This window comes from Wolbachia endosymbiont of Nilaparvata lugens (assembly GCF_007115045.1).
Classification (GTDB): domain Bacteria; phylum Pseudomonadota; class Alphaproteobacteria; order Rickettsiales; family Anaplasmataceae; genus Wolbachia.
In genome coordinates, this window is record NZ_MUIY01000001.1 from 781,471 (window position 1) to 806,646 (window position 25,176).

The following is a 25,176-nucleotide window of genomic DNA, read 5'->3' on the forward strand; positions in this document are numbered from 1 at the left end:
TTTATGTGCAATATTAGCTTTAAACCAGTAAAACAAGCTGCTCAACATATGCGCCCTCTCTATTTTAATTATATTCTTCTTTTATCTCTATGTTGTTTTTTGCTTTTTTCAATGAAAGCCCAACCGGATGGTTCGTCAGTTATTCCTATACCACAAAGAAAAAAAGAATTAGTTGAAGTAGTACAATCGAGGCAAATTATTGAAATGCAGGAAGTTGATGAGGATATTCCAATTCCAAAAAGAAAAAAGGTTGTAGAAAGAAAGCTAAAAGAAGACATCAAAGAGGTGAAAAATGAAATAAGAGATAAGAAAAACATTGAGAACAAAGATGATGAGTTAGTTGTAACAGAAATTATTAATTCTATAAGGGATAAACTGACAGAGTGTTGGAGCATTCCTGAGGGCATAGTTTATAAAGAAAATTTTAGTATAAAAATTAACTTGTTATTATCCAGTAAAGGTGAGATCGTTGTAGCCAACGTAGTAGATAGTAGTTCTTATCAAAATAATCCTCTTTTTAGATCAGCAGCAGATAATGCAATGCGTGCAGTATATAAATGTAGCCCGTTAATTGGCTTACCTGCTGAGCAGCATCACATTTGGCGCGAAGTTACGTTAGATTTTATTCTAAATAGGTGAATTTGCGTTACCTAAATTACTTACTTGTGATGAAAAACGGATCAGCAAATTTTCAATCAACAACAGCTAAAGACCTTTCTGCAACGTTGATTTCTCTTATATCTGCAATTTCGTCATTCTGATTAAACGAAATTTGCAAAGACTTACTACTGTACTTCCTTTTTCCCAAGAAGTTAGCTTGTTTAATTTTATATGAGACATAGTACCAAACATTTTCGTCGAACTTTGATACTAATGTTGGCGATCCTAAAGTATGAACCACTTTCTCTCTATCATCACCTACTTTTATTTTGCTCCACAGTTCAACATTAATGACAGGAACTCCGTGATTATAGATAGTGTGCACGCAGCTCACTAAAAACAATAAAGCAAAAAATATTAATACTCGCATTTTTATCAATTAATTATTTGAGATCATAATAAACTAATAAACTATCTGCCGTCAAATTTTAAAAAAGTTAAATTGACTAATTCCCAATATTATTTAGTATAGTATTTACTTCAAAATAATTAGGTATCTTATGTCATTGCTAGAAGCAGATCCAATATACAAGCCTTTTAATTATCCTTGGGCATATGATGCATGGTTGCAGCAACAAAGGATACACTGGATACCTGAAGAAGTTCCGCTTGCTGATGATGTAAAAGATTGGAAAACTAAACTTTCAAATGTGGAGAAAAATTTATTGACCCAGATTTTTAGGTTTTTTACTCAAGCAGATATTGAAGTAAATAACTGCTATATGAGGCATTATTCAAATATATTTAAACCAACAGAAATATGTATGATGCTTGCAAGCTTTTCTAATATGGAGACTATACACATTGCAGCCTATTCATACCTTCTAGATACGATTGGCATGCCAGAAAGTGAATATCAAGCATTCTTAAAATATGATGCTATGAGAAAGAAGTATGAATACATGTTAGAATTTGAGGAAAGTAGAAAGCACGATAAAAAACATGTTGCTAAAACTTTAGCAGTATTTGGTGCCTTCACTGAAGGATTGCAGTTATTTGCATCATTTGCAATTTTGCTCAATTTTCAACGGTTTGGAAAAATGAAAGGTATGGGGCAAATAATTGCTTGGTCAGCACGTGACGAAACCTTGCATACCAATTCAATTATCAATTTGTTCAATACGTTTATTAAAGAGAATAATGAAATTTGGAATGACGAGTTCAAAGAAGAATTATATTCTGCATGTCGCACTATTGTTGAGCTTGAGGATGAGTTTATAAAGCTTGCTTTTGATTTCGGAGATGTTGAAGGACTATCTGCAGAAGAAGTGCGCAATTATATACGCTACATAGCAAATAGACGGTTAACGCAACTGGGTCTTCAATCTATATATAATGTTAAAGATAACCCTATTCCGTGGCTTGATGAAATACTAAATGGCGTAGAACATACAAATTTCTTTGAAAATAGAGTAACAGAGTATAGCCGCGCAGCAACTCAAGGCACTTGGGAGGAAGCTTTTGCTAAAAACGATACAAAAAGTGAAGAGCAGTAACTTCAACCTTTTTTATCATTTCAACGGAAGCTTGCGCTCAACTGACTTCTCTCGCGCTTTTATTCGCCTCCTAGAGCTCATTTGTGCCTGCACATGCTTGCTGTTGACGTTAACTATGTGAAGGCTTCCACGTATGCTGAAGTTGTGATAGACATAATGATGCGAAGTCAAGTTTTTTTTTGCTTGACTCTTTTTTTTGTTTTGGTAATCTTTATTTTGATATCCTTTCATGGGATTTTAGTAGTTAATTTGGTTGGCGCTTGAATTCTACTAAAAAATAAAATGAGTGTAAAGGGCAGAGTTGCCCTTTACATAAATTCCCCTTAAATTTTAAGCTTGTTGTCTACTAGAATGGGTAGAATATAAAGAAGTTCTTCTCGAAGATTTCCAGTACGAATGGTATTACTTTAGTTTTTTAATCTAATCAATTGCAAGACCGGTGGATTCAGCTATTAAGTCGACAGATACGCCAGCTTTGAGTAGGTTTTTTGCTACTTCAATCTTTCCTTCAATTCTACTTTGCATGATGCAAGAGAAATTATCATCTTCTCGTTTCTTATCTTGTTCATATATAGCTCGTTCTTCGCTAGTCCAACTATATTGATTTAACTCATTATAAGCCTTGCCAATAATTTCATCACTTCCTATTATTTTCGTTAGATCCTCTTCGCTAGTCTTGTTTGCGTATTTGAAAAAATAACACCACTTTTCGACTATATTTTCTAATTGATCTTCTTGTGTTTTTGGAAATTTTGGTAGTTCTATGAAAGTAAAACTAAAATCCTTTAGATCATGTTCAAATGTTTTCTTATCAAGAGTAACGTGATCGGATTTATACTCTGGTTTATTAGGAAATAGAATAAAATCAGTAATGGCAATAAAGACAACTTCCTTCAAACCTTGGTATTGACCGCCTACATCGGCTTGACTAGAGTAAGCTTTAGCAGCGTAATATTGAGCACGTTTTTCGAAGCCAGTAGTTCTAGCGACTTGCATCTCAACAATTGTTTGAACACCTTTGGAATCTCTACAAAGTACATCAACAATACTTTCCTTTTTAGCGGCAATATCAGGATTTTGAATAGGATTTAGAAACTGCACATCTTTTATCTTAGCTTCACCAGTAAGACCTAGAATATCATTGAGAAAGTGAATAAGAATGTCTTTATTTTTTTCAGTACCAAAAATACGTTTAAAAGCGTAATTGTTTTTTGGATCAAGAAATTTAGAAAGAGCCATAAGGAATTCGCCTTAAAATTATTAATATTATACACTATTTTCCGTGATTTTTCAATTTAATATCCTCCCAGTATTAACTTGATAAGGCACGGTGACTTTGCCAGTTGAGCCACTTCTGTTCTTTGCAATGTTTATCTCCAGTTCGTTATTAGAGCCTATTTTATAGTAACTGTCTCTGTAGAGCAGCAAAACTATGTCGGCATCCTGTTCGATGCTCCCTGACTCTCTCAGGTCTGCTAGTTGCGGTCTTTTGTTTTTTCTACTCTGCGACTAATTTGTGATAATGCTACAACAGGAACTTCAAAGTCTTTAGCGATGTTCTTTAAAGTTCTGCTGATCTCTGTCACTTCAAGCGTTCTGTTCTCTGTTCTTCCTGATCCTCTGAGTAGCTGCAAATAATCAATGTAGATGCATTTAATGCTGTGTTTTTTGCAGATTGAGGAGATCTTTCTTCTGAGCATATTTAAATCCATACTTCCTGAACTATCGACAAGGAGATTTAAGAAAGCTAATTCATTTAATCCTTGGTACAGAAGCTCCATATTCTTCTTCTTGATGATGTTGTTAATTGTTTCGTTGACTTCGATGCTGATAATTCTGTTGATGAGTTGATTGGCTAAGTGAGAAGAAGCAGACATACTCGTGGTTATTTAAGAGCTTTGCGGCCTCTAGAGCCATCTATTGAGGTCTTACCAATTGAAGTGTGTGCTGCAAGCACAGAGAGTTCTCCTTCCTTGAAGCCACCTGTAAGCTCCTCTATTCCTGTTGTTATTCCTTCTATTTCGTCGGGGTTTGCTAGCCGTTTATCGATGTAGTCTCTGTAGTCTTTGAGATAATCAAATATTAGTTTGACATCATCATCGACCCTGAGCCCTCTTTCCTGATCCATTCTCCACCTTGAACCGGAGGCTCCTCAAACTCAAGATCTTGTTTTCGTCGCCTCTCCCAATGAGTTATATATATATTATACTTATAATATATATATAACTTATAGTGGGGGGGTACCCAAAAAATGGTTATTTTTGAGCTGAGCAAAGCCACCTAAGGTGGAGAATGGATCAGGAAAGAGGGCTGTATAATGTATATTTAATGTTTATATTTATTTTTTATAAATATCACATCTATGTCCTATCTCTGTGATAGTTACTATTTGTTCTAATTGATTTACTCTATAAATTATACGGTATTCACCAACTCTTAGTCTTCTATGTCCTTTTAGGTTATGATGTAATGGTTCACCGAGGTTTATTGGGTCAACTGTAAGACGTTCTTTTATAGCCTTTTGGATTCTTAGCCTTATTGTTTTTTGAAGGTTTGGTAAATCTCTTTCAACAACACTTTTGAGAGACTTAACTTTATAATGCTCTAATCCCACTTAATATCTTCAAAATCGATTGTTTCTGCACCTTCGACATCACGCTCATCAGAAATTTTAGACACTAAAAAATCCTCAATTTCAAGCTCGATTGCTTCTTTAAGTAGTTTTTCTGCTAATGCTTGAGCAGGTTGCTTAGTAAGTTCAGATAATTCAGCAAGATGCTGTAAAGTTTCTTTACTGAAAGATAAATTAGCGTTTGCCATAAGTTTTACCGAAATCTACTGCATAATTATACAACATTTTCCTAAAATTTTCAATAAAGAAAACGAAGTAATTATATCAGTATTAACATAATATTAATACTGATATATTAATATTATGTTAGTTTTTTAATTAAGGAGAATATTATGCCAAAAATTATACAAAAATATGTAGAGTCTACAGCAACAGCGATTAATTATTTTCCTGGTGATCCTAATACAGAGAAAGAGTGCTTCAAATGGTGTAAAGATAATAACGGTGATACTTTCCATCGACTAATCTGCGAAGCAGACTGCAATGTTAAAGTTGGAAATCATCATTTTCCTTTTCCTTTGTTTACAGAAGGTGACTATTCACAAAAATCAACAGCTAATAACATAAAGAGTACATTAGAAAATATTGGAGATAGTTTCCATACTCTCGCAGATTCATTTTCTGTTCTGTAGTAGATACAGGTGTGAGGCTTCTTTATTCTTTCCTAAAATTTTCAATAAAGAATTATATTGACAGATTATGGTAGGTTAAGTATACACGAGTATTAGCTTTTGCTGAGGTTAGGGAGAAATGACACAGAAGTTAATACTAAGTATAGTATTGCAAGACATTATTAGGAATAGGGAAGGTATGCCAGCCGCTGGCTACTGGATATGACAAGAAGAGTCCTACAACTCTTCGTACTGCCTATTACAAAAATAAAGAAGGAACTGTCGTACCGGCACCAAATCCTCTGCAACTTGATGAAAACGGTGCATTGCCCCATAAAATCTACTACTTTGTTGACGTAGATGACCCCGAAGATCGTTACATTGCAGAGCTAAAGTGCTGTTACGGCAATGCTGCGGCTCCTGAGACTGTTTTTACTGACCTACCATATTTTCAGACTCAGAGAAGCGCTGATCCTATTAGCGCTGTCATATCTGATAATTTGTTTATCGATGGGCAGTTTAATATTGGTCTGCAGATTGATGATCGAGGGCAGGGACCGGGCTATGTTTTACCTCAGTTTTCACAGGTGCCAATTGCTGGACTTTCATGGCAGTTTTTCAGAATTTATGCTGATTCAGTGGCGATGCAAGATAGAACTGATGTCGATAGGGTTTTCATTAAAGACATTACTGAGGCTGAACGAATCGATGAAGGCAATCCTCGTTTTTATTTAAATGTTATTTGTGAAAAGCCTAATGAGAAAAATTCGCCTCTTGAGAAAGCGATAGTATTTAAAAACTCTAATGCTCTATGGAGTGTTGTTGCTGAATCACTGAAGCTTAAGTTCTATGCTTGGAAAGGTGGTGATGATATAGTCGTTAAATTAGTAGCAATTCGTGATTTTGGTGCAAAATCATCAACACCGCCGAAAGTGAATGTAATAGATGAATTTTTAATTGATTCTGATTCACCAAAAGTTTATGACGCTAGTTTAACTTTGCTGGACTTTGTCATCCCTTCTGATATTGGTGATGATCAAAGTTTGACACTCAAATTTCTATTACCGACCGATCGGACATTTAATTTTAAAGCAACAAATTTTTATTGTGCAAAGGTTTCAGCACCAGTTTCAACTATTGATTTTAAATATCCAACAGAAAATTCTGATTTAGCAAAATCTAATTTGTTATTTTCATCGTTTAAAGAAAATAAATACAGCATTAATAACAGTTACAATGAGCTTGCTTTTACCATTAATGGCCTTAAATTTGTAGACAACATCGGCGAGATTGTTGAGTACCCGAAGGGAGCGAAAGTTGATGAGGGAAAAATAAATCTACTTAAGTGCGATGGTCGCACACTTGATGGAGCGGCGATTAGTCCGCTTGGCATTGAATACAAAAGGCTATATGAAAAGTTAGATCATGCACCAGTAAACTTTGATATGCTGCAAACCAAAGATGTACCAAATTGGTTTAATGCGATCTCAAGTGAGTACATTAAAAGGTTTGCTATAAACAATAAAGTTATAGTTGCTTTTGAAGGAGAGGGAGTAGTAAATAGTAAGCCTGAAGGTGACGATATTGGTCATCTGTGGCTTGAGACTACGTTTCATGCTAATGAAAATGTGACTTATGATTTTCAGTATGTTACAGGAGCGGATGTTACTACTTGTTGTCATTCATTTGATATTACTAACTCTTATACAAACATCAATAATCCTAGCATTTTTGTAAATCACTCACAGCTCTATGAAGCGAGATTTGCAAATACTAAAATTAGCGATTTTCCAGGTTATTTTAACTGTAAAACTAGAGCATCTGCGTTTTATTTTAACGACAAGATAGCAGACTATAAAAAGGGTATTGATAGCGTATCTAAAGAAACAAAAATGCATTATTCCGTTAAAAACGGATTTTTTTATTTAACGGTAAATTATAACTTTCAGCACTACAAAAATCCTGCTGGTTATAATAGTTTTACTGATCCAGTTAATTTTAGCAGTAAAGTTTATGATATTGGGTTTCCTTTGATCATACCAAAGGTCAGCGCTACTTTTATAGAAAGAAATCACGAGAGTAATAATTCTCAAAACTACTTTTTGTTTTCACCGTGGTTTGTGTACTCAATCTCGAGAATCAATGGATTTTATAATGATCGAGGAGGTTTTGTTGATTTTTATTCTTATGACCAGGGAAAAAATAGCAGAACGTTGATTAAGACATGGGGTGATCATGTTGTTTACAAGCAAAAAGCAGAGGAGGAAAGAATACCAGGAAAACCGAATGTGCTCTTTGCTGGAAAAAACTCAGTGATAACCTACGCTATGCAGCATAAGGCGCTGTTTACGCAAAGATGCCTCTATGTGATCAAATTTAAAGAAGTGAAAGGAGGAGACTATATCGGTCTGAAGACTCATGACAATGTAAATACTGGTAACAATTTTGATACGGTAATTTGGTGGAGTGTGGGTGGCGAGGGGAAACAACCAACTGATGTTACTGCCAGAGAATTTAGAGAAGTAAAAGCCAATAAGAAGACAACACCAGAAGAGCTGGCAGATATGATTGCAAGTAGCATTAACAACAAAGGAACAACGATGTTCAATGTTCCAACTATTAGTGACAAAACTTATGACTACTACATTAGGTACTAAAAAATTTTAAATAGGAGAAAAACATGATTGAAAATACTGATGATTTTTATGCAGAAAGTGTAGAAAAAACAAAAAGTATTCTTGATGAGGCGATAGCCAAGGGGCATACGATCAGTGATGATGATCGTCAAACTCTAGAGATGGTTAAAGCCAATGAGCAGTTTGCTGAAAAAGTTCTAAATGGTGAAGATTATCAGGATCTACAGGATTTTTGTGATACTTTAACTGTCAGCAAAGTTCGCTATATCAACGAGCAGATAGCAAAAGGCAAAAATAAGACTTCTTTTGTGAAAAAGATAGCTGATATTGCCAAAGATGGTAAGTTAGCAGAGGAGCTGCGCAGTAAGCCACTGTCTAAGTTCAAAGAAGAAGTGAGTGATTTAAAACAAGGTCTACACAAAAGCAGTAAAGCAACTGCGATACCAACTAATTATCAGTACAACGAGGTTCCAGGTTTTGAAGCTGACTTAAGAGAAGTGCAAAATTACTTTCGCACTAGGGGATACTGATGCCTATTACCTCAGATTCGACTTATTATAGAACAGATCTACTTTCGCAACGGCTGATTGAGTTAGTACTCTTTTCAAGTCCGCTGCTCGCTTTTACTGGCTCTGGTGCTGACGATATTCCAAATCGTTATTCAGGAAAAGATAGTTTTTTAATTCAGCCTCCTTTTATCTCGACAGAGGGGGGATTAATCAGTGATGACAGGTTCATGGATGAAAAAGATGGTATTCATACCGTCAAGCAAAAAACCATGCGAATTGATTACAAAAGAGTTTCTGGAGCAGCAAAAATTGACCATGATGATGTGAAATTTTTATTTAATCGCGATCAGTTTCCTTCAAATGCACCAACAAGTTTAACCTCATTTATCGAGCGTGGTGAACGCGCTTATCATGAACTTCTCATGAAGGTAGTTAAACAGATCAATGATTATCAATTTAAAACGATAGCGTCACGAGCATTTATCTGCGCTGGCTCTACTGATGATAATATGTATGACTGCATAGAGGGATATATGCGCCTCCTTGTTGATTACATGATAAGGGTCAATGGTGGGGTCATGAGAACTTCAAGACTTGTAGGTTCAATGCCAAACTCTGCAATGGGACTACTACGTACTAAGTCGGGACTCAATTACACGCAAGCGCCGAAGAGCGATATGTTCCTTAGCGATACTAAGAATATGCTCTCGTCACTGATGTTTGATTTAGCAGAACTCTATATCGATACTTCAACTTATTTTCACAAGGCAGGTGAAGCATCTAAAAAGGATAGTATCACGCTCACAAAAATCGATAAAGCAATTGATGAATACCACTGTATGACTGCAACTTTTTCCGAAGGTTCGTTTAAAAAAGGAGATATTATTCAGCTAGAGGATAAAGAGTGGTTAGCCAGAGATAGAAAAGATGTACCATCGGGAGTGCCAATCGCGGTCACGGTGATGGAGGATACAGATGAAAAAACTGCACGCGTTTCGCCTGGAATTACCTATGGCGTTGATGTACCAAATGAAGATTATCTAAAAGGCGCAAAAGGAAAAGTTGTACCTGATCACTGTAAGGCGTTCTTATGGTGGCAACCAGCTTCAATATTTAAGATGTCCACGGTACCTGCACCTTCTACTAGTAAATATAACTATAAGGAAATATCTGCTCCTAATGCCGCTTTTGGGCCGACAAGAAGTAACTCAATGTCATTTGCGACAGAAAGCAAATTTGTGCTCGAGCGGCATCCACAAGAGATTGGTGAATTAATGGCATATCTCTATAGTGATTTTTTCAACTTTTTTGTTGGCACTTTAATATTGCCACCGAAATCACCAAAACCAGAAACTTACATTAAAACGATCAAAAATCTTTCTGCTGAAGAGAAGAAAGACGATAAGGAAAAGCCTGAAGATGAGTGAGATAAAGACTTACGATGACAGTTTTTCCAATCTACTTGTCGAAGTACAAGGAATGCTGGGGATCAATTCGCGCCGTGATGCCTCTGAGCATTTAGGCACACTTGATTTAGTCAAGAGACTCTTTTCTGAGGCTTTTGATCAACTGCATGAAAATTACTATTGGCTAGACTCTGATGTTGTCCAGGAGTTTACTTTAGAGCCCGGCCAAACAGTTGGTGGTGGTTTTTTATTTGATGATTGTAATAAGAAAAAAACAGCTTTTGATGTTAATCTAACGAGCTATAAGAACTTTCATGTTGTAGAACTAATTGATAGCAGTAGTGGACGCTCTCTGCGCCCAATAAAGTCGCTGAGCGGAGTGTGGGTACCGTCTTTCATGCTTCTCACCCGTGATACTTGCCGCGAGATTAAAATTTTTCCAGCAATTAAGGTCACAACAAAATATCTCATTCATTTTAAAGATGTTGATTACAAAATAGTTGGTCTTGACGGGCTAAAAAGGGAATTTCTCAAATATGCGACGGCTTTTAAGCTGTCAGTGCGGCTTAATATTCCATTGCCACAGGGTTTTGCTGAGCAGTATCGCGAGATTAAAGATCGGCTATCTGCTGGTGGCACTATAGGTAGTCAAAGTATTAAGGAATCTATTTGGATTAATGATGAGTGCTTTTGAAATTCCACTACTGAAAGACATTAAATATGGTCATGCTATTGATGATTTTAGCGTGGAGAACTTTTTGGCTACACCTGAAGGTTTGCGGCTACGACCAGCACTTTCTCCACTTTTTGATGTTCCTTTTGGAGCTGGTGATGTTATCGTTGGTTTTTACTACGGAAATGATTCCACCATTTATTTGGCTAAGGTAAGTGCTGTTTTTCTACTGACAATTTATCACATTGATTTAGAGAAAAACAAATACAAAGAGATCTTTACGCTGGCAAATGTTCCTCAGGACGATCGTCCGTCGATGTGCAATTGCAACGACTATCAGTTTTGGTTGATATCGGGAAGACTTTATCGGCTAGTAAATGAAACCTTTACTGAAATTGATCTCTCAAAAGGAGACATAAAACCAAAGAATATCGTAGATTTTGCGGTGATGAACTCAACTATCTATTTGCTCAGCAGGGGAGAGGTATTCTACACTAGTGATTTCGCTGACTTTAAAAAATGGGAAGCATTTACGATTATTTCCTATTCGGGCAAAGGAGTAGGACTTGGCGTAATCAAAAATAATCTCTGTATCTTTACAGAGAATGGTATGGAAGTGTGGTATGGTCAGCCAAGCAGTGATGGACTTTTTCCCCTGACTAAAAGAAGAGAACTGAGTGTTCCCTTTAAGCTAATCAGCAAGCGTACTTTAGAAAACGATGGCACTAATTTAATTGGCGCTTTTCACTCATTTGACGGCAAGTTTGTGATAATTTCTTTTGATGGACAGGAGATGAAAGTGCTCGACAATGCTCCTCTCTGGAAGGACAGAAGCATCGTGAGCTACATGGTTAGTAGCATGTTCAATTATAACAACAATACTTACTATGTCCTGTTTTTTAATTTGCCAAAAGGAGATTTAAATAAGCAAGATTTTTCTTACTGCCTGCACCTTAATTTAGGTATTTGGACGCTGCTGAAAGAACAAAACCCGAGTTTCTACATTAATGTTAAGACCAGAGTTTACTACCTCTTGGTGAAGGACAATATAAAGGTTTGCAAAACCAGCAGAAAAGGAGAAATCAGTTTCACTGGAGCAATAACCACGGATTATTTTCCATCATATAAACCTTACATTACCGAGCAATTGGCGTTTTTGTATTTCTATGAGGGAAAAACGGAAATGTTTGTCGACATGTTTGTTTCGTATAAGAGGAATTTTGCGCTTGAGCCAGATTATAGGATGACAATTTTTGCCGATGAATTTGAAGAAAGCAGGGAAAAGATGATCAAACTCAATTATAACCTTTTTGGCATTAACAGTGGACTAGTACATTTTAAGTTTGAATTTAAACAGTGCAAAAGCAGTTTTTTATTAAAGAGGATCTATGGAAAAGAAAGAATTTGACCACGATTTGATAGCCCCTAAGGGTTATCTCACTGAATACAGTTTGTATTTTCAGGTGTTAACTGATCGTTTGAATGTTTTGTGGGCAGAACATGTGAAAAACGTGGAGAAAAATGGAAAAGGGGACAAAAAGCTTAATCCGCGAAGCGATCAATAAGGAACTAGTTAACGTCATTAACTCTCTTGATAAAGAGCAAAAGATGAAACATTTAGAGCATGCTTTAATACTGAAGCTTGGCCTTGGAGTTTGCGATGAGATCGATGGTGGTGAGCTAAAGAATCTGGTTTTTGCCCACGACAAATTAAAAAGCGAAAGCAGCTTTTCAAGAAGTGGGGAGATGATCGATGACATTGTTGGTGAGTATAGAGAGGATTTTGAGAGATGTTAGGACTCCTGAGCGGCCTTGGGAGAGGCGCACTTGATAGCAAGTATGAGCAGAAGCTCCTCCAGAGAAAACGCTTTGAAGAGTGGCAGAAGCAGCAAACGGAACTGTCGAGTGAGGAGAAGGCGTATATCTCAAATGTTCCTAGATATCAAAGAGCACTGGAGCTGGCAAATGAGAAACTAAATGCTGCTGAAAATGCTCTTCCTGATTCTAGATTTTCTAGAATGTTCAGTGGCAATAAAATTAATGCAATTACCGATCTTTTTAGAAGCAAAGATAAACTTAATGCTCGCAATGAATTTAGCCGTTATTTAGAAGGCGAACTTCTACCTGCAATCATGCAGATAGAAGGTCTACCAATGAATGAATATTCAGTAAAGTCTTTTAAGGAAAAATTCAATATAAATAAACTCTCGGCTAAAGATTGGAGAAAATTCTTTGGTGAGACAAAAGAAAAACTTAATGCTCGAGCTCTTGATATTCAAAAGAAAGTCAGAGGACTCTCTGAAGCGCAGCTAAGTGAGCTGATGAAAGATCCGCAAATAGAAAAAACCGTAAAGGAAGAAGCAACAAGAAAGCTCGATAGTCAGATTGAGGGTTTAGGTAGTGAGGCTATTGACGCCTTAATCAAACTATCAGGCAATCCTAAGATACTAGAAGAGCCGCAAGAAGTAAAAAAGAATTTTTTACGAGAAATGGGACTTCAGATAATTGCAGATGTTCCAGCAGTTATGATAGGAGCAGCACTTGGCTCACCTTTAGGACCTATTGGAATGTTTATAGGAGGAAGCCTTGGAGGTTTGGTTGGAGCTTTTGCTGGTACTGCTGCTGAGAGGGGAATAGCAGGTGATAAAAATCCAATTTATAACTCGCTTACTGACACACTGGAAGATGCGCCGCTCATTGTTGCAGCCCATGGCCTCGGTGCTGGAGTAGTGAGGAGTGGAAAAGCAATAACTAGTCTGTTTAAACAAGGCAGAGAACCGGTACTCAATGTAGTTAGTCGTGGTTTTGATACGGCAGTAAAAGACGTGCCAAATATAGGAGTGAAAGATGTGAGCAGCTATTTAAAGAGTGCTGCTAAACAGACGAATAATCCTTTTCAAAGAAAGATTATTAAAGATTTAGGAAGTAAATTTTCCGGTGAAGCTGGAAGTTATAAATCTAAGGAGTTTGCTGATATATTGTCAGGTCTTAGAGGTTCTTCTTATAAATTAGCGGAAAAGCATGGCATACCAGAAAATCAAGTTAAAGAGGTTATCAGCAAACTAGAAGAGCACTTTTTACCACTACGTGCAAATGTCAGTAAGACTATGGGGCTTTTAAGTGGCGCGAGCGATGCGCTACAGGGAGGAAACGTGAGAAGAGTTGCTGAGATATTTAGTGAACTACCGGAGAAGATAGCGATTGACAGTGGAGTACTCACAAAAGACCAAGTGATCAGAGGGTTTTTGCTGGAAAATTCAAATGTCATTAGAAATAAGTACATAAAACCGATTGATACGACGCAATTGATGGAACTTGCGAATCAAATGAGTTGGTTCAAGCAATCAGCTTCATGGTTAGGAAGAGAGACTTTGGCAAAAATAGGTCTAAATGGCTTTAACGATGGAAAAATTGCCAAATTGTTTGCTAAGTATGCTTTTGGCTCTGCTAAAACCAAAGATCTAATGGCAGCACTTCAAGGTAAAATCATTGAAGAGCAAAGTGGTTTTATTGCCGAGATGCTCAAAAGAGCAAAAATGAGTGGTGCCAAAATGTTGCCTTCTGTGGGAATAAAATGGGAAAACGAAGATTAGAATATTTAACCAGGCTGCGAAATAGCTGGTTTGATTATTGGAGTCAGAATATTGAGCAAGCGAGGCGTCAGCATAAGTTTGTGGTTATGGGGGAACAATATACTGAGAACGAAAAACGAGAGCTGCTGAGCATCGGTGCAGAACCGATAGTCTTTAACGTCACATTTGCAATGGCTGAGAAGATTTTAAACACTGTGCGTGGCAAAAAGTATGACCTAGAGCTGAAGGTCAATGGTAAAACCCCCGACTCTGAGGTCATGCAATTTATGCATGAGTCTATCACTGATTTAATCTTTAGTCAAGATCACTATGTGGAATATAGCAAAGCGCTCAAAGAAGCAATTATTGGTGGCTATTCTGCCCTCTATATTGGTTTTGGTTACAACAATGAGGATGTTGAAGATGATGAACTGACATTTAAAATCAGGGCAATTAGCGGTACAGAGAGTTTTTTTTTCGACCCTCATAGTAATGAACCGCACAAGGGCGATGGTCGTTACTGTGGGATAACTCATCGCTTGTATAAAACCAGCTTAGAAAAGATGGGATATGCGCAAATTGACCGGCTCGAGTTTAAGGATAAGGACACTGTGCCTTACATTGAAGTTACTGATCTTTATCTGAAAAAGAATGATGGCATAACTTTTTATCGGTTTACGAGTGAAGAAATTCTTGAGACTAAAGAGCTATATGGCCACCTTTATCTGCCGCTTATTTTTCATGGTGGCTGCTCTCACTTTATTGAGAGCCGTGAGGTGACAAGACCGCTGGGAGTGATGTGTCATTATGCGCAGAAGACCTATAACCACTGTATAGCGATGATGAACTATGGCGCTAAGTATTTTCAGAATCGTTTTTTAATGCCGCAAGCAAGTGTTCCTAGCAGCAAAGCACAGCGTTTTGCTGATCCTCGTGAGATGTTACTCGAGTATGTGACAGTAGATGGAATCCAGCCTATCGTAATACCGCCAACTGGTTCTGATCCGAACCTCGCTATATTAATGCAGCAGGCTCTTAGTTTGCTTTCACAGATTTGGAGTGACACTACAAACATCGTAAAAGACAGCAAGTATTCATCTGCTGCCGCACTTCGTGACAAGTTGAGGGAAAATGAAGGTAGTGTCACTTCCTATTACTTTGCCCATCAAATTACGCTCAATCAAGTAGGGAATGTTCTACTTTCCTTACTACCTTACAAATTGGCACAAGATGATGAGACTCTAGAGAGTTTAATTAATTTTAGCAGGTCGACAAATGTCAAAATTAAAATAAGTGAATCTTTAGAAAAACAACGTGAGAAGGATAATGAACTGATGCTAAGCGTTATGCAGTATCTTGGTCCGAACAACCAGCAGATCAGTGTCGAGCTTTTAGGAGAGATGCTGCTCAATCAAGATACGGTGAGCAGTAAGATGCTACGGGAAAAAGTGCTAAATATTGGTCAGCAGCAAGAGGCGCAAGCACAGCAGCAGGCGCAGCAGCCAAGTGAGCAGGAAATTAAACTACTTGAGATACAATCAAAAGAAAGAATTGCTGAGCTAAAAGCAGAGGTTGATCTACTGGCGGAGAAGTTAGCTGTAATACGTGAAGAGATGCGTAATGCGCATGAGGAAAAAATGCTGAGGGAGAAAAGTGGAGCTTAAGATAAAGAAAATTCCACTTGCGAGGAAACTGCCTGAGAATGTTTTGAGCATTGATCTTGGTAAGAGCAATGGTTTTGCCTATGTCAGGGACGAAACGCTTTATTGTGGCAGCTATGTTTTAGGCGTAGAAAAATGGAAACTGAATGGCGAGACATTGCGCCAAATTAGATATGAGTATCAAGGAGTGATTGCGCTTTTACTTCATGGTAATCCAGAGCTTGATTTAGTGCTACTTGAGGATAATCAGTATTTTTTTAAACAAAAATATATAAGAGGTAGCCACATGTCGTATTACAAAAAGCTGCAAATAATCGCTGAAGGACTGTTTTGTTTGCACTGGAAGGGCAAAGTGAAACGTTATTTTGGAGGTAGCCTTAAAATGAGATGTTTTGGTACAGCTCGTAAGGAAATTGTCAAAGAACGTATTAAAAAAATGCTTAATGTTTCCCGGCTATGTGATCACACAGCAGATAGCATAGCAGGACTCTTTGCTGGTTTAAAAAAGGAGGAATGATGTTTGGAGATTTATTTGATTGGCTTTTTGGTAGCTCTAAGGCTAATCGCCAATTTGAAAATAACATTGCTATGCAAAAGGAGATATTTAGTCGGTACAACAACTTCATAGGAGGCCTCGGGAAAGGTGGCCCAGGAGGATTTATCAATCAAATTGCGTCGCAATACAAAGAAGGGCCTTATCAGAGTTTTGTCAGCAATCAAATGAACACTGCACTTGGCAATAACTTACGTGCCAGTGGTCTTGATCGCTCAAGCTATGGTCTTTCTAAGATTGCAAGTTTAAACTCTGATCTTGCTTCTAAGGGGTTAAATGACTTTATCAGTTCATCTCTAGGGGGAATGCAGAGTCTTCATGGACTTGGTGCGCAGATTGGTCAGAACCTTGGCAGTGGCTATACTTCCTATGGAAAATCTATAAATGATCGCTGGCTAGCTATCAATCAGATGCTGGGTGGACTTGGTCAGGGTATTGGGAGGAATTTAGTTTAATGATTATATCAGTATTAACATAATATTAATATATTAATTAAGTAAGGTAATGATTCTATTTTTGGCTTTTATGGTGGTTTTTTTTGGCTACTCCGAATTTACACGGTATGCAACTCTTAGTGTACTGGCTGAAGCATTTTGTGGAGCAGTTGTTGTAGGGATAGTTATAGTGATAGGTGCATGCTTTATGGAGGTGTTTTATACGGTTAAACCTACGGTACAGATTATAATGTCTGTTATTGCGGTTTCAGGAGTATTTTTAGGAATTCCATTAGCATATTATGGTCATAGAAAAGAGAAACTTTGGAAGCTCCAAAAGGATTGGGAAATTGAGAAACGTGAAAAGGAGTTGGGCATTTGGAAAGAAAAGACCTAGATTTATGCCGCAAAGAAACCAAAGTCTTTGCGGCATAAAATAATATCTTCTTGATTTAACACTTAACTTCTTTAAATTTTTTATAAATAATATGAATCTTAATATAGATAAGGTACCAATACTTAGTATTGGTACCTGCAGCTTCACCCTAGCATTTGATTTACAATTGCCAGTCTTTGCTCTCAACATAATCGTTCACAATATTTTCTAACACAGAATATAATTGTCTGAACTGAGAATCGAATATTACTAAGCTATTATGGACGTCTTCTAACTTAGAATCGAATTCTCCTAACTTAGAATCAAATGCTCCTAACCTATCATGGACTTCTTCTAACTTAAAATCGAACTCTCTGAAATCTATATTAACTCTGTCAAGAATCAATTCTAAAAAATCTTCCTTTGTTAAAGATTCATCTTTTTGATCACCAGATATAATATTATGCATAACACTCTCCTCAAAAAATTTAACACAAATTAAACATATTAGTATTAATGTTATATTAATGATGGTCTATTTACTCTTCATAATAATCAAACCAAATTTCTCCCAATACCCTGACCAAGCCCACCGAGCATCTGATTCATAGCTAGCCAGCGATCATTTATTGACCTGCCATAAGAAGTGTAACTGCCACTCAAGTTCTGACCAATCTGTGCACCAAGACCATGTAGAGTCTGCATTCCCCCTAAAGATGAACTGATAAAATCATTTAACCCTTTAGAAGCAAGATCAGAGTTTAAACTTGCAACTTTCGATAAACCATAGCTTGAGCGATCAAGACCACTGGCACGTAAGTTGTTACCCAGCGCGGTGTTCATTTGGTTGCTAAGAAGCTGCTGATAAGGACTTTCTTTATACTGCGACGCTATTTGATTGATAAATCCTCCGGGACCACCTTTCCCGAGGCCTCCGAGATTCTCCATGAATTTATTGTATCTGCCATACAAATCCTTTTGCATAGCAATGACCTTACCCAGAAAAAGTAGACAGAAAGTTAAAACGTTTTTTCAAAGAGGTGTGGTATGACAAAAAGAAAAGAATATACAGCAGAATTCAAAATTGAAGCTATAAGACTAGTAAAAGAAACAGGTCAATCATCAGCAAAAATAGCAAGAGATTTGGGTATTAGCGGTAAGCAGATGGGTAAAAACATACAATGATAGAATGTCTGGAGTAGATGCGTTTCCAGAAAAGGGGAAAGTAGCTCATTGTGACAAAGAAAAGTTTGATTTAAAGAAAGAGCTGGCAAGAGTAACGAGGGAAAGAGACATTTTAAAAAAAGCCCTGGGATATTTTGCAAACCAAAAAGAGTAAAATATTCTTTTATAAAAGAACATGAAAACTGCTATAAAATACGGGAATTATGCAGATTTTTGAACGTATCTGCTTGTGGTTATTATAAATGGATTACTAAGGAAAAAAACAACAAAAAATCAATAAGAGAAGAGCTCATACAAGATATTCAGAAGGTATATCGATCATCACAATGCAGATACGGAGCTCCTAAAATTCACGCTGAATTAAAGGCTTTAGGTAAAAATTATAACATCAAAACAGTGCAAAATGTTATGCAGAAAAATGGCATTCAAGCTAAGCTTAGACGAAAGTTTAAAAGTAAAAAACCACAAATAGACAATAGAGTTATAACTCCTAACATATTAAATCAGAATTTCATTGCTGATCAACCTAACAAGATATGGGTAACTGATATTACGTACATAAAAACTAATGAAGGATGGTTATATTTGGCAGCAATAATAGATTTATATTCACGCATGGTGATTGGCTGGTAAATGAGTAATGCAGTAAATAGGCAATTAGTTATAGATGCGTTATTCATGGCTATTGGTAGGCGCAAATCTGCTAAAAATCTACTATTTCATAGCGATCAAGGATCGCAATACACCTCTAAAAATTATCAATTTTTACTAAGTACAAAAAATATTACTTCTAGTATGAGTCACAAAGGTTGTTGTTATGATAATGCTGTTTCAGAGAGCTTTTTTTAGTTCACTTAAGAGAGAGTTACTCATTGATACTTCACAACACTCTGCACAACAAGCTAAAACCGCAATATTTGAATATATAGAAATTTTTTATAATAAACAGCGTAGACATTCTACTATTAACTATTGCATTCCTGAGCTTTTTGATTCATCATTCTCATAGCAAAAACGTCTTAACTTTCTGTCTACTTTTTCTGGGTAAGGTCAGGAAGGCATTTTACAAGGCAAGCTGTATCTTTAAGCGGTATTGTTCTTTCTGTTATTGCAATGTTCCGCATTTGTTACTTTGACCTTCTTATCTACAACCCATTGTGGTCATCGCAAGCTGTAGGTAAGTTTCTTATATTCAATGCTTTATTGCTCACTTATGGATTACCGATTGTGTGGACTTCAAAAATCATATCTCACATAAAAAAAGTAGAGTGGAAAAGATACAGCTATATCTTCATGTTACTGCTTTCTTTTGTATTAGTATCGCTAAATGTGCGGCAAATGTTTCATGGAGAGTATCTAAATAAATATGAAATAAGTAATTTTGAAATTTATGCTTACTCTATAATATGGCTAATTTTTGGTATCATTCTACTGCTTTTTGGTGCGCTACAACAAAATCAGTCTATTCGTATTGCATCGCTCGTGGTTATGATTCTAACAGTGGAAAAGTATTTCTCTATGACGCATCAGAGCTTACTGGATTGTTGCGTGTATTCTCTTTCTTTGGCCTTGGACTCAGTTGGTTTTATGCATAGTTTGTTTTCAGAAAGTGTGAAAAATAATAATCTCTTGAATATGGCTAAATATTAGATTACAACGCCTAGAAAAAATAAAGAGTCTATCGATATTTTATATGGGTACCACTCCACCACTTTTGGAAAAGCGCTTATTGGAGTTACTGCACAAAGCATCTGTCACCTTTCTTTTTGTGATTTTGAAACTTCAGCTATTGGGATACTTGAAAAAGAATGGTCACAAGCCTGCCTAAAAGAAGATAGGCTAACAACAGAGAAAATTGTACATAATATTTTTGACATACAAATACCTGAGAGGTCATTTTCTTTGCTTGTTAAGGGAACAGATTTTCAAATTAAAGTTTGGCAAGCATTGCTCTCAATTCCTAAAGGTACAACAACGGCCTATGAAAATATTGCACATATCATTGATAAACCAAAAGCTGTACGCGCTACTGCAAATGCAATTGCCAATAACCCAATTTCCTACTTGATACCTTGCCATCGTGTTATTCGTAAATCTGGAGAAATTAATAAATACCGCTGGGGAATAGAACGTAAAAAGGCTATTCTTGCTTATGAACTCAACTTTATGCGGCATAACGTCGATCAATAAATCCAACTATCTTTATTTATTAATTTATATATGTTTTACATGCCAGTAAGTTTTGACCCTTCCATAGGTTGATTTAATTATGGTAGTTTAAATATTACAGCCACTCACCTCATAACTTCATTATCTTATTATTTCAAAAACATCTTGCATCTTAAAAAATTTAGCTTACCTTTAGCTCATTTAGGTAGCATTTCGCCCTTTTTTGGATGTAATGATTTTCTGGAAATTGTCCTCTTGAATTCTATGGTACTTTGTTTAACATTGACTAATGAGTCTGGATCCCAGTGTCTGGGCACTGGGATGACAGAAGGTATATAAATATCCATTAGTAATAAATACATGACAAGCACTAAGGTCCAAAGCAACATAGACCCTTCTTTATTTCCCCAAACACCACAAATCTTATAGATCAAAGGTTTTGTTGTGTGTGAGTGGTAATATACGTTTTCAAGTGAGAAATCATTTTTAATGTGGCAGTAGATCAAAATAGCCATTGATGCTGACACACAAAAAAATATGGCAGAGGAGACGAATCGGTAAGAGCTAAACGGTAGAAACAAATACGTTAAAGATAACAAACAGGCTACCAATAACAATATATTCCCAAATTCAGGCATAAGATTCATATAATGATATTACTAATAATAAATTGGGAGTTAAAGTTTTAATATAGGAACAAAGCTAATCTTCAATTATATTAATAGTAAGTAAAAATTAAGCATTAAGCTTTTATACTTTATATTATATAACATTAATATTGTGAGGTAATATTATGGGCACAACTAAGATTAGTAAATTTCTATTCAATATAAAAGGTAAAGTGGCAAAACAACATGCTGAACCAATAATTGAAAAAAATCTCTATACTATTTTAGGATTCAAAGATATAGAAGATTTTGAAAATAAAACAAGTAAGCTTGCTAATAAAAAAGTTTGGCAATCATTTGTTGACTGCTTTGCAAAAGAAATAGATTATGCAGCAACTGAAAAAGTTGTAAAAAACATCGTTTGTAACATTGCAAAGAGTGATCAAGGTGATGCTTTTACCAAAACTGAACATCTGATATTAAATGAAAAACAAGATAATAAAAAGAGAGAAAGAGCGATTAAAAAAGCTACTAGTATTTTAAAAAAAATCAATCCAGAAAAAGCCTTCAATGAACTTTCAGTAATAAAAAAACAAGCCGAAGATTTTTTACAAACCGATTTTTATAAGGCGCAGAGCAAACCACTGCCAGGATTTGCTACATCTGGTGCGCAGCTTTTTGCGGAAACTTTGAAATATATAGAAACACTAGAAAAATTATCAGAAGTTAAAAAGGAAGATTTAACTAAGAGTTTCCTATTAAATTATATTAGTTCACTGAACAAAAAGTATCCTAAATCACAAGGTAAAAGGGAAGATGCTATACGAATACTATCAAGCGATGAGTTGAAAAATTTTTATAATCAAGGTGTAGAGGAAGGAATACTACAACCGCTGGCATCCTATAAAGAATGCAGAAATCTGTATGATAAAATGAGCCAGATAAAAAATCATGCTGTTGAAAAAAAAGAACAGAAAGAAAGCTTAAGGGAAATCAGTAAGTCAATAACCAGTATAATTAGTGATATAAAAAAATGTAGAGAAGCAGTCCTTAGTTGCAAAAATTTTCAGAGCTCCTACATAAAGGAAAAAGCAGAACATCCATTTAGAGGCAACGCATGTCAAAAAATGATTGATATATATCAAGAGAGAATTGCTGGATATCAGGAAAAAATTCGTCAAAACCTAAACCAAATAAGAGCAATATTAAAAGATACGCCGCAAGATGTGGAAGAATTCGAAGAAATAATCAATTGCGCACATGAAGCAGAGCAGTATGATGAAATTTTTGATTCGGCTTTAATTTGTTTACCGAACATACAGAATAAGCTAGATATTCAACCAGAAAATCCCCTAACAGAACTCAGAGCTTCACAAATTAACTTTGAAATTGAGCTAACTAGGCTCTGTGAACAAAATATTAGAGTAAGCATGTGAATGCTTCAACAAAATTCAAAAAACCAACAAAGACCTCATAAGTCTTATCAAAACAGGAGATTTCTAATGGTGGCAAATACCATGTATTTCTTTCAATTTGCCACTACCTAAATCACACATTGTCTTCCAGAAGGAAAATTTTTGTTCCACTGGCAACCACCTCATGTATAGCTTTACTTCCATAATAAGAAAAATGGCAAAAGCAATTTTAGATCTACTCTAATAAAAGCCTATTTTCCTTGAAACTAAAATAGCTACTAAATGTGATAATAATATGATCTATTAATTCTATTCCTATGCTTTTGCAAGCTTCTGCAAGCTGTCTGGTGAGAAACATATCGCTACTTGAAGGCTGTATATCTCCACTTGGGTGATTGTGGGATATTACAATCGATGTTGAGCCAATCAAAAGAGCGCGTTTTATGATCTCTCTAACATAAAGAGGAGTTTGATCTATTGTACCAAAGTTTTGTAGATCTTCTGCTATTAGACGATATCTTTTATTCATATAGATAACGCGAAAATTTTCTTTATTAAGGCTTCCTATACTTGCTTTTAAATAATCAAGCAATTTTTCCCAATTATTGATTATAGGTAGGTCCTTTACTTCTTCTCGTGCAGAACGAACAAAAGCCTGTTTAACACAAAAGATAGCAGATATAGCTGCATTACTAACTCCTTTAATATTCTGCAGTGCTTCTAAATCGGCATTAAAAACCTTATTCAAACTGCCGAAAATTTCTATCAAATTCTTTGCTACTGGCTTTACATCAATTCTACTATATGCTGAATATAAAATGTGTTCTAAAATCTCATAATCAAGTAATGATTGTCCGTTATCTGAAATAATTCTCTCTCTTAGGCGCTTTCTATGACCTTTTTTGTAATCTTTCATTATTCATGAATTGCTTATCTCTTATAATAAGAAATTGAATTTTTAAGTAAAATATTTAATAAAATATATGAAGCATAATTGTAAATTTTTGAAGACAGCAAATGGTGTCATGAAAGTAGCTGACACTGTCCTCCATCCAAGAAGGTGTCATTCCAGTGCTTGACACTGGAATGACACCTCAAATATTAATAAATTTACCAAACGAAAAAAAGGCAAAAAAATCCCCGTGTAACGAGTTTTGACCCTATAATAATGTAAATTGGCGCTGTAATAATGTGCTAACGCTTAAAATAAGCACGTTTTGGCTGAATGTAGAAAAAATAAAAAAGACATGCAGCCGCTATAATTTTTATGTAATTTGCCAATAAATATCTGAGTTTTTTACTGAATTTTTGTTGTTGAACCCGCGCGGATCGAAAACAAGGATAAATACTCTTATTGTCATAATAAGGGGGCTGGCGCAGTTTGTCAAGGAAGTTTTATGCAAGAGATCTATTGAAATGCTCGTGCAAAATCATACTATTAATTTAGCACATTATAAATTTAAAATTATAAATATGTTAAGCAAATTAGTAACTTTGCTATTAATTTTTATATTTCCTTTTTACTCATACTCATATCAGTTTAGAACCAAAGCAAAGCAAGCAGTTGTTTTAGATTTAGCTTCAGACTCTTTCATTTTTGACCATAATTCCAGTGAAAAAATGGCCCCATCTTCAATGAGCAAGTTAATGACTTTATATGTAGCTTTTGATTATCTAAAAGCTGGAATAATAAAAATGGAAGATAAATTTGGAGTAAGTAGAAAAGCATGGGAAAGGAAAGGCTCTTCTATGTTTTTGAAAGAAGGTCAATTTGTTACTGTAAAAGAACTGCTTGAAGGAATTACAATTGCCTCAGGTAATGATGCATGCATAGTGCTAGCCGAGGGTATCGCAGGATCAGAAGAGAATTTTGTTGCTGAAATGAATGAAGTTGCACAAGATTTGAATCTTAATGATAGTCATTTTGTTAACTCAAGTGGATGGCCAGATGAAAACCATTTTATGAGCGCAAAAGACTTGGTAACACTGGCAAAAAGAATTTTCACCGATTTTCCTGAATACTATGATTTATTCTCTGAACAATATTTGACATATAACGATATTGTACAAAAAAATAAAAATCTTTTACTTTTCCATGATATTGGAGTTGATGGTCTAAAGACAGGTCATACGAGTGCTGGTGGTTATGGAATTATAGTATCTGCAAAACGGAACGATAGGAGAATTTTTGCTGTTGTGAATGGTTTGGACACCGAGAAAGAGCGAATAGAGGAAGCAAAAAGACTAATACAATATTCCTTAAATCATTTTAATACCAAGAAAATATTTGCTAAGGATAGCGTAGTTGAAGAAATAAATATTGTTTATGGAAAAGATAAAAAGGTGCCCGTTACAGTTGCAAACGATGTTACCATAACTTATAACCGCAGATTACATGATAAAATTAAAGTTCGTATTGAGTATAAAGATATGGTACCCGCACCAATTAAAAAAGGTCAAGAAGTGGGCAAAATGTTTGTAGAAATACCTGGTACTGAGCAAAAAACTATACCTGTTTATGCAGCAAATGATGTGCAGGAATTGAGCTATATAAAAAAAATTTTTAGAAAGTTATTTTAA

Annotated in this window: 25 protein-coding genes and 4 pseudogenes; 19 read left to right on the forward strand and 10 right to left on the reverse strand. The window is 35.7% G+C overall.

Annotated elements, in window-relative coordinates:
- The first annotated feature begins 111 nt into the window (after window positions 1-111).
- Complete coding sequence (locus tag BWZ41_RS03980) at window positions 112-639, forward strand: TonB C-terminal domain-containing protein (protein ID WP_143689476.1); 528 nt, start codon at window positions 112-114, stop codon at window positions 637-639.
- Window positions 640-691: 52 nt separating this feature from the next.
- Here BWZ41_RS03980 and BWZ41_RS03985 read toward each other — a convergent pair whose 3' ends face one another.
- Window positions 692-1,030: an outer membrane protein assembly factor BamE gene (locus BWZ41_RS03985; protein ID WP_143689477.1), complete on the reverse strand. Its 339-nt coding sequence runs from the start codon at window positions 1,028-1,030 to the stop codon at window positions 692-694.
- A gap of 130 nt (window positions 1,031-1,160) precedes the next feature.
- On the opposite strand from BWZ41_RS03985, the gene BWZ41_RS03990 reads away from it, so the two are divergent.
- On the forward strand, window positions 1,161-2,156 hold the full coding sequence (locus tag BWZ41_RS03990) for a ribonucleotide-diphosphate reductase subunit beta (RefSeq protein ID WP_143689478.1): 996 nt from the start codon (window positions 1,161-1,163) through the stop codon (window positions 2,154-2,156).
- 420 nt (window positions 2,157-2,576) lie between these two features.
- Here the strand turns inward: BWZ41_RS03990 and BWZ41_RS03995 are convergent, their stop codons facing one another.
- From BWZ41_RS03995 to BWZ41_RS04015, 5 genes and pseudogenes are all read right to left on the reverse strand, one after another.
- The gene (locus tag BWZ41_RS03995; protein ID WP_143689479.1) at window positions 2,577-3,395 is read right to left on the reverse strand and encodes an Rpn family recombination-promoting nuclease/putative transposase; all 819 of its coding nucleotides are present in this window, start codon (window positions 3,393-3,395) and stop codon (window positions 2,577-2,579) included.
- A 51-nt stretch (window positions 3,396-3,446) separates the two neighbouring features.
- Window positions 3,447-4,033 (reverse strand): annotated as a pseudogene (locus BWZ41_RS07950) (DnaB-like helicase C-terminal domain-containing protein).
- 8 nt (window positions 4,034-4,041) lie between these two features.
- Window positions 4,042-4,284, reverse strand: coding sequence for a hypothetical protein (locus BWZ41_RS04005; protein ID WP_143689480.1), 243 nt, complete (start codon window positions 4,282-4,284; stop codon window positions 4,042-4,044).
- Window positions 4,285-4,494: 210 nt separating this feature from the next.
- Window positions 4,495-4,770: a type II toxin-antitoxin system RelE family toxin gene (locus tag BWZ41_RS04010; RefSeq protein WP_064085396.1), complete on the reverse strand. Its 276-nt coding sequence runs from the start codon at window positions 4,768-4,770 to the stop codon at window positions 4,495-4,497.
- Entirely contained in the window at window positions 4,761-4,976 is a 216-nt protein-coding gene (locus BWZ41_RS04015) for a hypothetical protein (protein ID WP_143689481.1), read from the reverse strand. Before BWZ41_RS04015 ends, BWZ41_RS04010 begins: the two co-directional genes overlap by 10 nt.
- A 144-nt stretch (window positions 4,977-5,120) precedes the next feature.
- On the opposite strand from BWZ41_RS04015, the gene BWZ41_RS04020 reads away from it, so the two are divergent.
- The 12 genes from BWZ41_RS04020 (at window position 5,121) to BWZ41_RS04075 (ending at window position 17,240) form a co-directional block, all read left to right on the forward strand.
- The gene (locus BWZ41_RS04020; RefSeq protein ID WP_143689482.1) at window positions 5,121-5,420 is read left to right on the forward strand and encodes a hypothetical protein; all 300 of its coding nucleotides are present in this window, start codon (window positions 5,121-5,123) and stop codon (window positions 5,418-5,420) included.
- Between the two features lie 305 nt (window positions 5,421-5,725).
- Window positions 5,726-8,056, forward strand: coding sequence for a hypothetical protein (locus BWZ41_RS04025; protein WP_143689483.1), 2,331 nt, complete (start codon window positions 5,726-5,728; stop codon window positions 8,054-8,056).
- Window positions 8,057-8,079: 23 nt separating this feature from the next.
- Complete coding sequence (locus BWZ41_RS04030) at window positions 8,080-8,565, forward strand: hypothetical protein (RefSeq protein WP_143689484.1); 486 nt, start codon at window positions 8,080-8,082, stop codon at window positions 8,563-8,565.
- Window positions 8,565-9,971, forward strand: a complete 1,407-nt coding sequence (locus tag BWZ41_RS04035; protein WP_143689485.1) for a hypothetical protein — start codon at window positions 8,565-8,567, stop codon at window positions 9,969-9,971. Before BWZ41_RS04030 ends, BWZ41_RS04035 begins: the two co-directional genes overlap by 1 nt.
- Window positions 9,964-10,644, forward strand: coding sequence for a hypothetical protein (locus tag BWZ41_RS04040; RefSeq protein WP_143689486.1), 681 nt, complete (start codon window positions 9,964-9,966; stop codon window positions 10,642-10,644). The genes BWZ41_RS04035 and BWZ41_RS04040 overlap by 8 nt, the downstream gene beginning before the upstream one ends.
- Window positions 10,631-12,031, forward strand: coding sequence for a hypothetical protein (locus BWZ41_RS04045; RefSeq protein ID WP_143689487.1), 1,401 nt, complete (start codon window positions 10,631-10,633; stop codon window positions 12,029-12,031). The genes BWZ41_RS04040 and BWZ41_RS04045 overlap by 14 nt, the downstream gene beginning before the upstream one ends.
- A 113-nt stretch (window positions 12,032-12,144) precedes the next feature.
- Complete coding sequence (locus BWZ41_RS04050; RefSeq protein ID WP_143689488.1) at window positions 12,145-12,420, forward strand: hypothetical protein; 276 nt, start codon at window positions 12,145-12,147, stop codon at window positions 12,418-12,420.
- The gene (locus BWZ41_RS04055; protein ID WP_143689489.1) at window positions 12,414-14,216 is read left to right on the forward strand and encodes a hypothetical protein; all 1,803 of its coding nucleotides are present in this window, start codon (window positions 12,414-12,416) and stop codon (window positions 14,214-14,216) included. The genes BWZ41_RS04050 and BWZ41_RS04055 overlap by 7 nt, the downstream gene beginning before the upstream one ends.
- Complete coding sequence (locus BWZ41_RS04060; RefSeq protein ID WP_143689490.1) at window positions 14,198-15,859, forward strand: portal protein; 1,662 nt, start codon at window positions 14,198-14,200, stop codon at window positions 15,857-15,859. Before BWZ41_RS04055 ends, BWZ41_RS04060 begins: the two co-directional genes overlap by 19 nt.
- Entirely contained in the window at window positions 15,849-16,373 is a 525-nt protein-coding gene (locus BWZ41_RS04065) for a hypothetical protein (protein ID WP_143689491.1), read from the forward strand. The genes BWZ41_RS04060 and BWZ41_RS04065 overlap by 11 nt, the downstream gene beginning before the upstream one ends.
- Window positions 16,373-16,864, forward strand: a complete 492-nt coding sequence (locus BWZ41_RS04070) for a hypothetical protein (protein ID WP_143689492.1) — start codon at window positions 16,373-16,375, stop codon at window positions 16,862-16,864. Before BWZ41_RS04065 ends, BWZ41_RS04070 begins: the two co-directional genes overlap by 1 nt.
- 49 nt (window positions 16,865-16,913) lie before the next feature.
- Window positions 16,914-17,240 (forward strand): hypothetical protein, encoded by a 327-nt coding sequence (locus tag BWZ41_RS04075; protein WP_143689493.1) that lies wholly within the window; start codon window positions 16,914-16,916, stop codon window positions 17,238-17,240.
- Window positions 17,241-17,400: 160 nt separating this feature from the next.
- Here the strand turns inward: BWZ41_RS04075 and BWZ41_RS04080 are convergent, their stop codons facing one another.
- Window positions 17,401-17,688 (reverse strand): hypothetical protein, encoded by a 288-nt coding sequence (locus BWZ41_RS04080; RefSeq protein ID WP_143689494.1) that lies wholly within the window; start codon window positions 17,686-17,688, stop codon window positions 17,401-17,403.
- Between the two features lie 86 nt (window positions 17,689-17,774).
- On the reverse strand, window positions 17,775-18,203 hold the full coding sequence (locus BWZ41_RS04085; protein ID WP_143689495.1) for a hypothetical protein: 429 nt from the start codon (window positions 18,201-18,203) through the stop codon (window positions 17,775-17,777).
- 63 nt (window positions 18,204-18,266) lie between these two features.
- Between BWZ41_RS04085 and BWZ41_RS08680 the strand changes: the two are divergent.
- The 3 genes and pseudogenes from BWZ41_RS08680 to BWZ41_RS07670 all read left to right on the forward strand — a co-directional run bounded on the left by BWZ41_RS08680 (window position 18,267) and on the right by BWZ41_RS07670 (window position 20,594).
- A pseudogene (locus BWZ41_RS08680) lies at window positions 18,267-19,413 on the forward strand (IS3 family transposase).
- A gap of 80 nt (window positions 19,414-19,493) precedes the next feature.
- Window positions 19,494-20,054, forward strand: a pseudogene (locus BWZ41_RS04110) (DUF2339 domain-containing protein); the annotation flags it as partial.
- Window positions 20,055-20,306: 252 nt separating this feature from the next.
- A complete protein-coding gene (locus BWZ41_RS07670; protein ID WP_206663879.1) occupies window positions 20,307-20,594 on the forward strand; it encodes a methylated-DNA--[protein]-cysteine S-methyltransferase in 288 nt (95 codons plus the stop codon).
- Between the two features lie 311 nt (window positions 20,595-20,905).
- On the opposite strand, the pseudogene BWZ41_RS07965 reads toward BWZ41_RS07670, so the two are convergent.
- Window positions 20,906-21,211: pseudogene (locus BWZ41_RS07965) on the reverse strand (heme lyase CcmF/NrfE family subunit); the annotation flags it as partial.
- A gap of 155 nt (window positions 21,212-21,366) precedes the next feature.
- Here BWZ41_RS07965 and BWZ41_RS04125 point away from each other — a divergent pair.
- On the forward strand, window positions 21,367-22,617 hold the full coding sequence (locus BWZ41_RS04125) for a hypothetical protein (RefSeq protein WP_143689496.1): 1,251 nt from the start codon (window positions 21,367-21,369) through the stop codon (window positions 22,615-22,617).
- 214 nt (window positions 22,618-22,831) lie between these two features.
- Here the strand turns inward: BWZ41_RS04125 and radC are convergent, their stop codons facing one another.
- A complete protein-coding gene (gene radC / locus BWZ41_RS04130; protein ID WP_143689497.1) occupies window positions 22,832-23,512 on the reverse strand; it encodes a RadC family protein in 681 nt (226 codons plus the stop codon).
- A 557-nt stretch (window positions 23,513-24,069) separates the two neighbouring features.
- Between radC and BWZ41_RS04135 the strand changes: the two genes are divergently transcribed.
- Window positions 24,070-25,176 carry a D-alanyl-D-alanine carboxypeptidase family protein gene (locus BWZ41_RS04135; RefSeq protein ID WP_143689498.1) on the forward strand — a complete coding sequence of 369 codons (1,107 nt, stop codon included), beginning with the start codon at window positions 24,070-24,072 and terminating at the stop codon, window positions 25,174-25,176.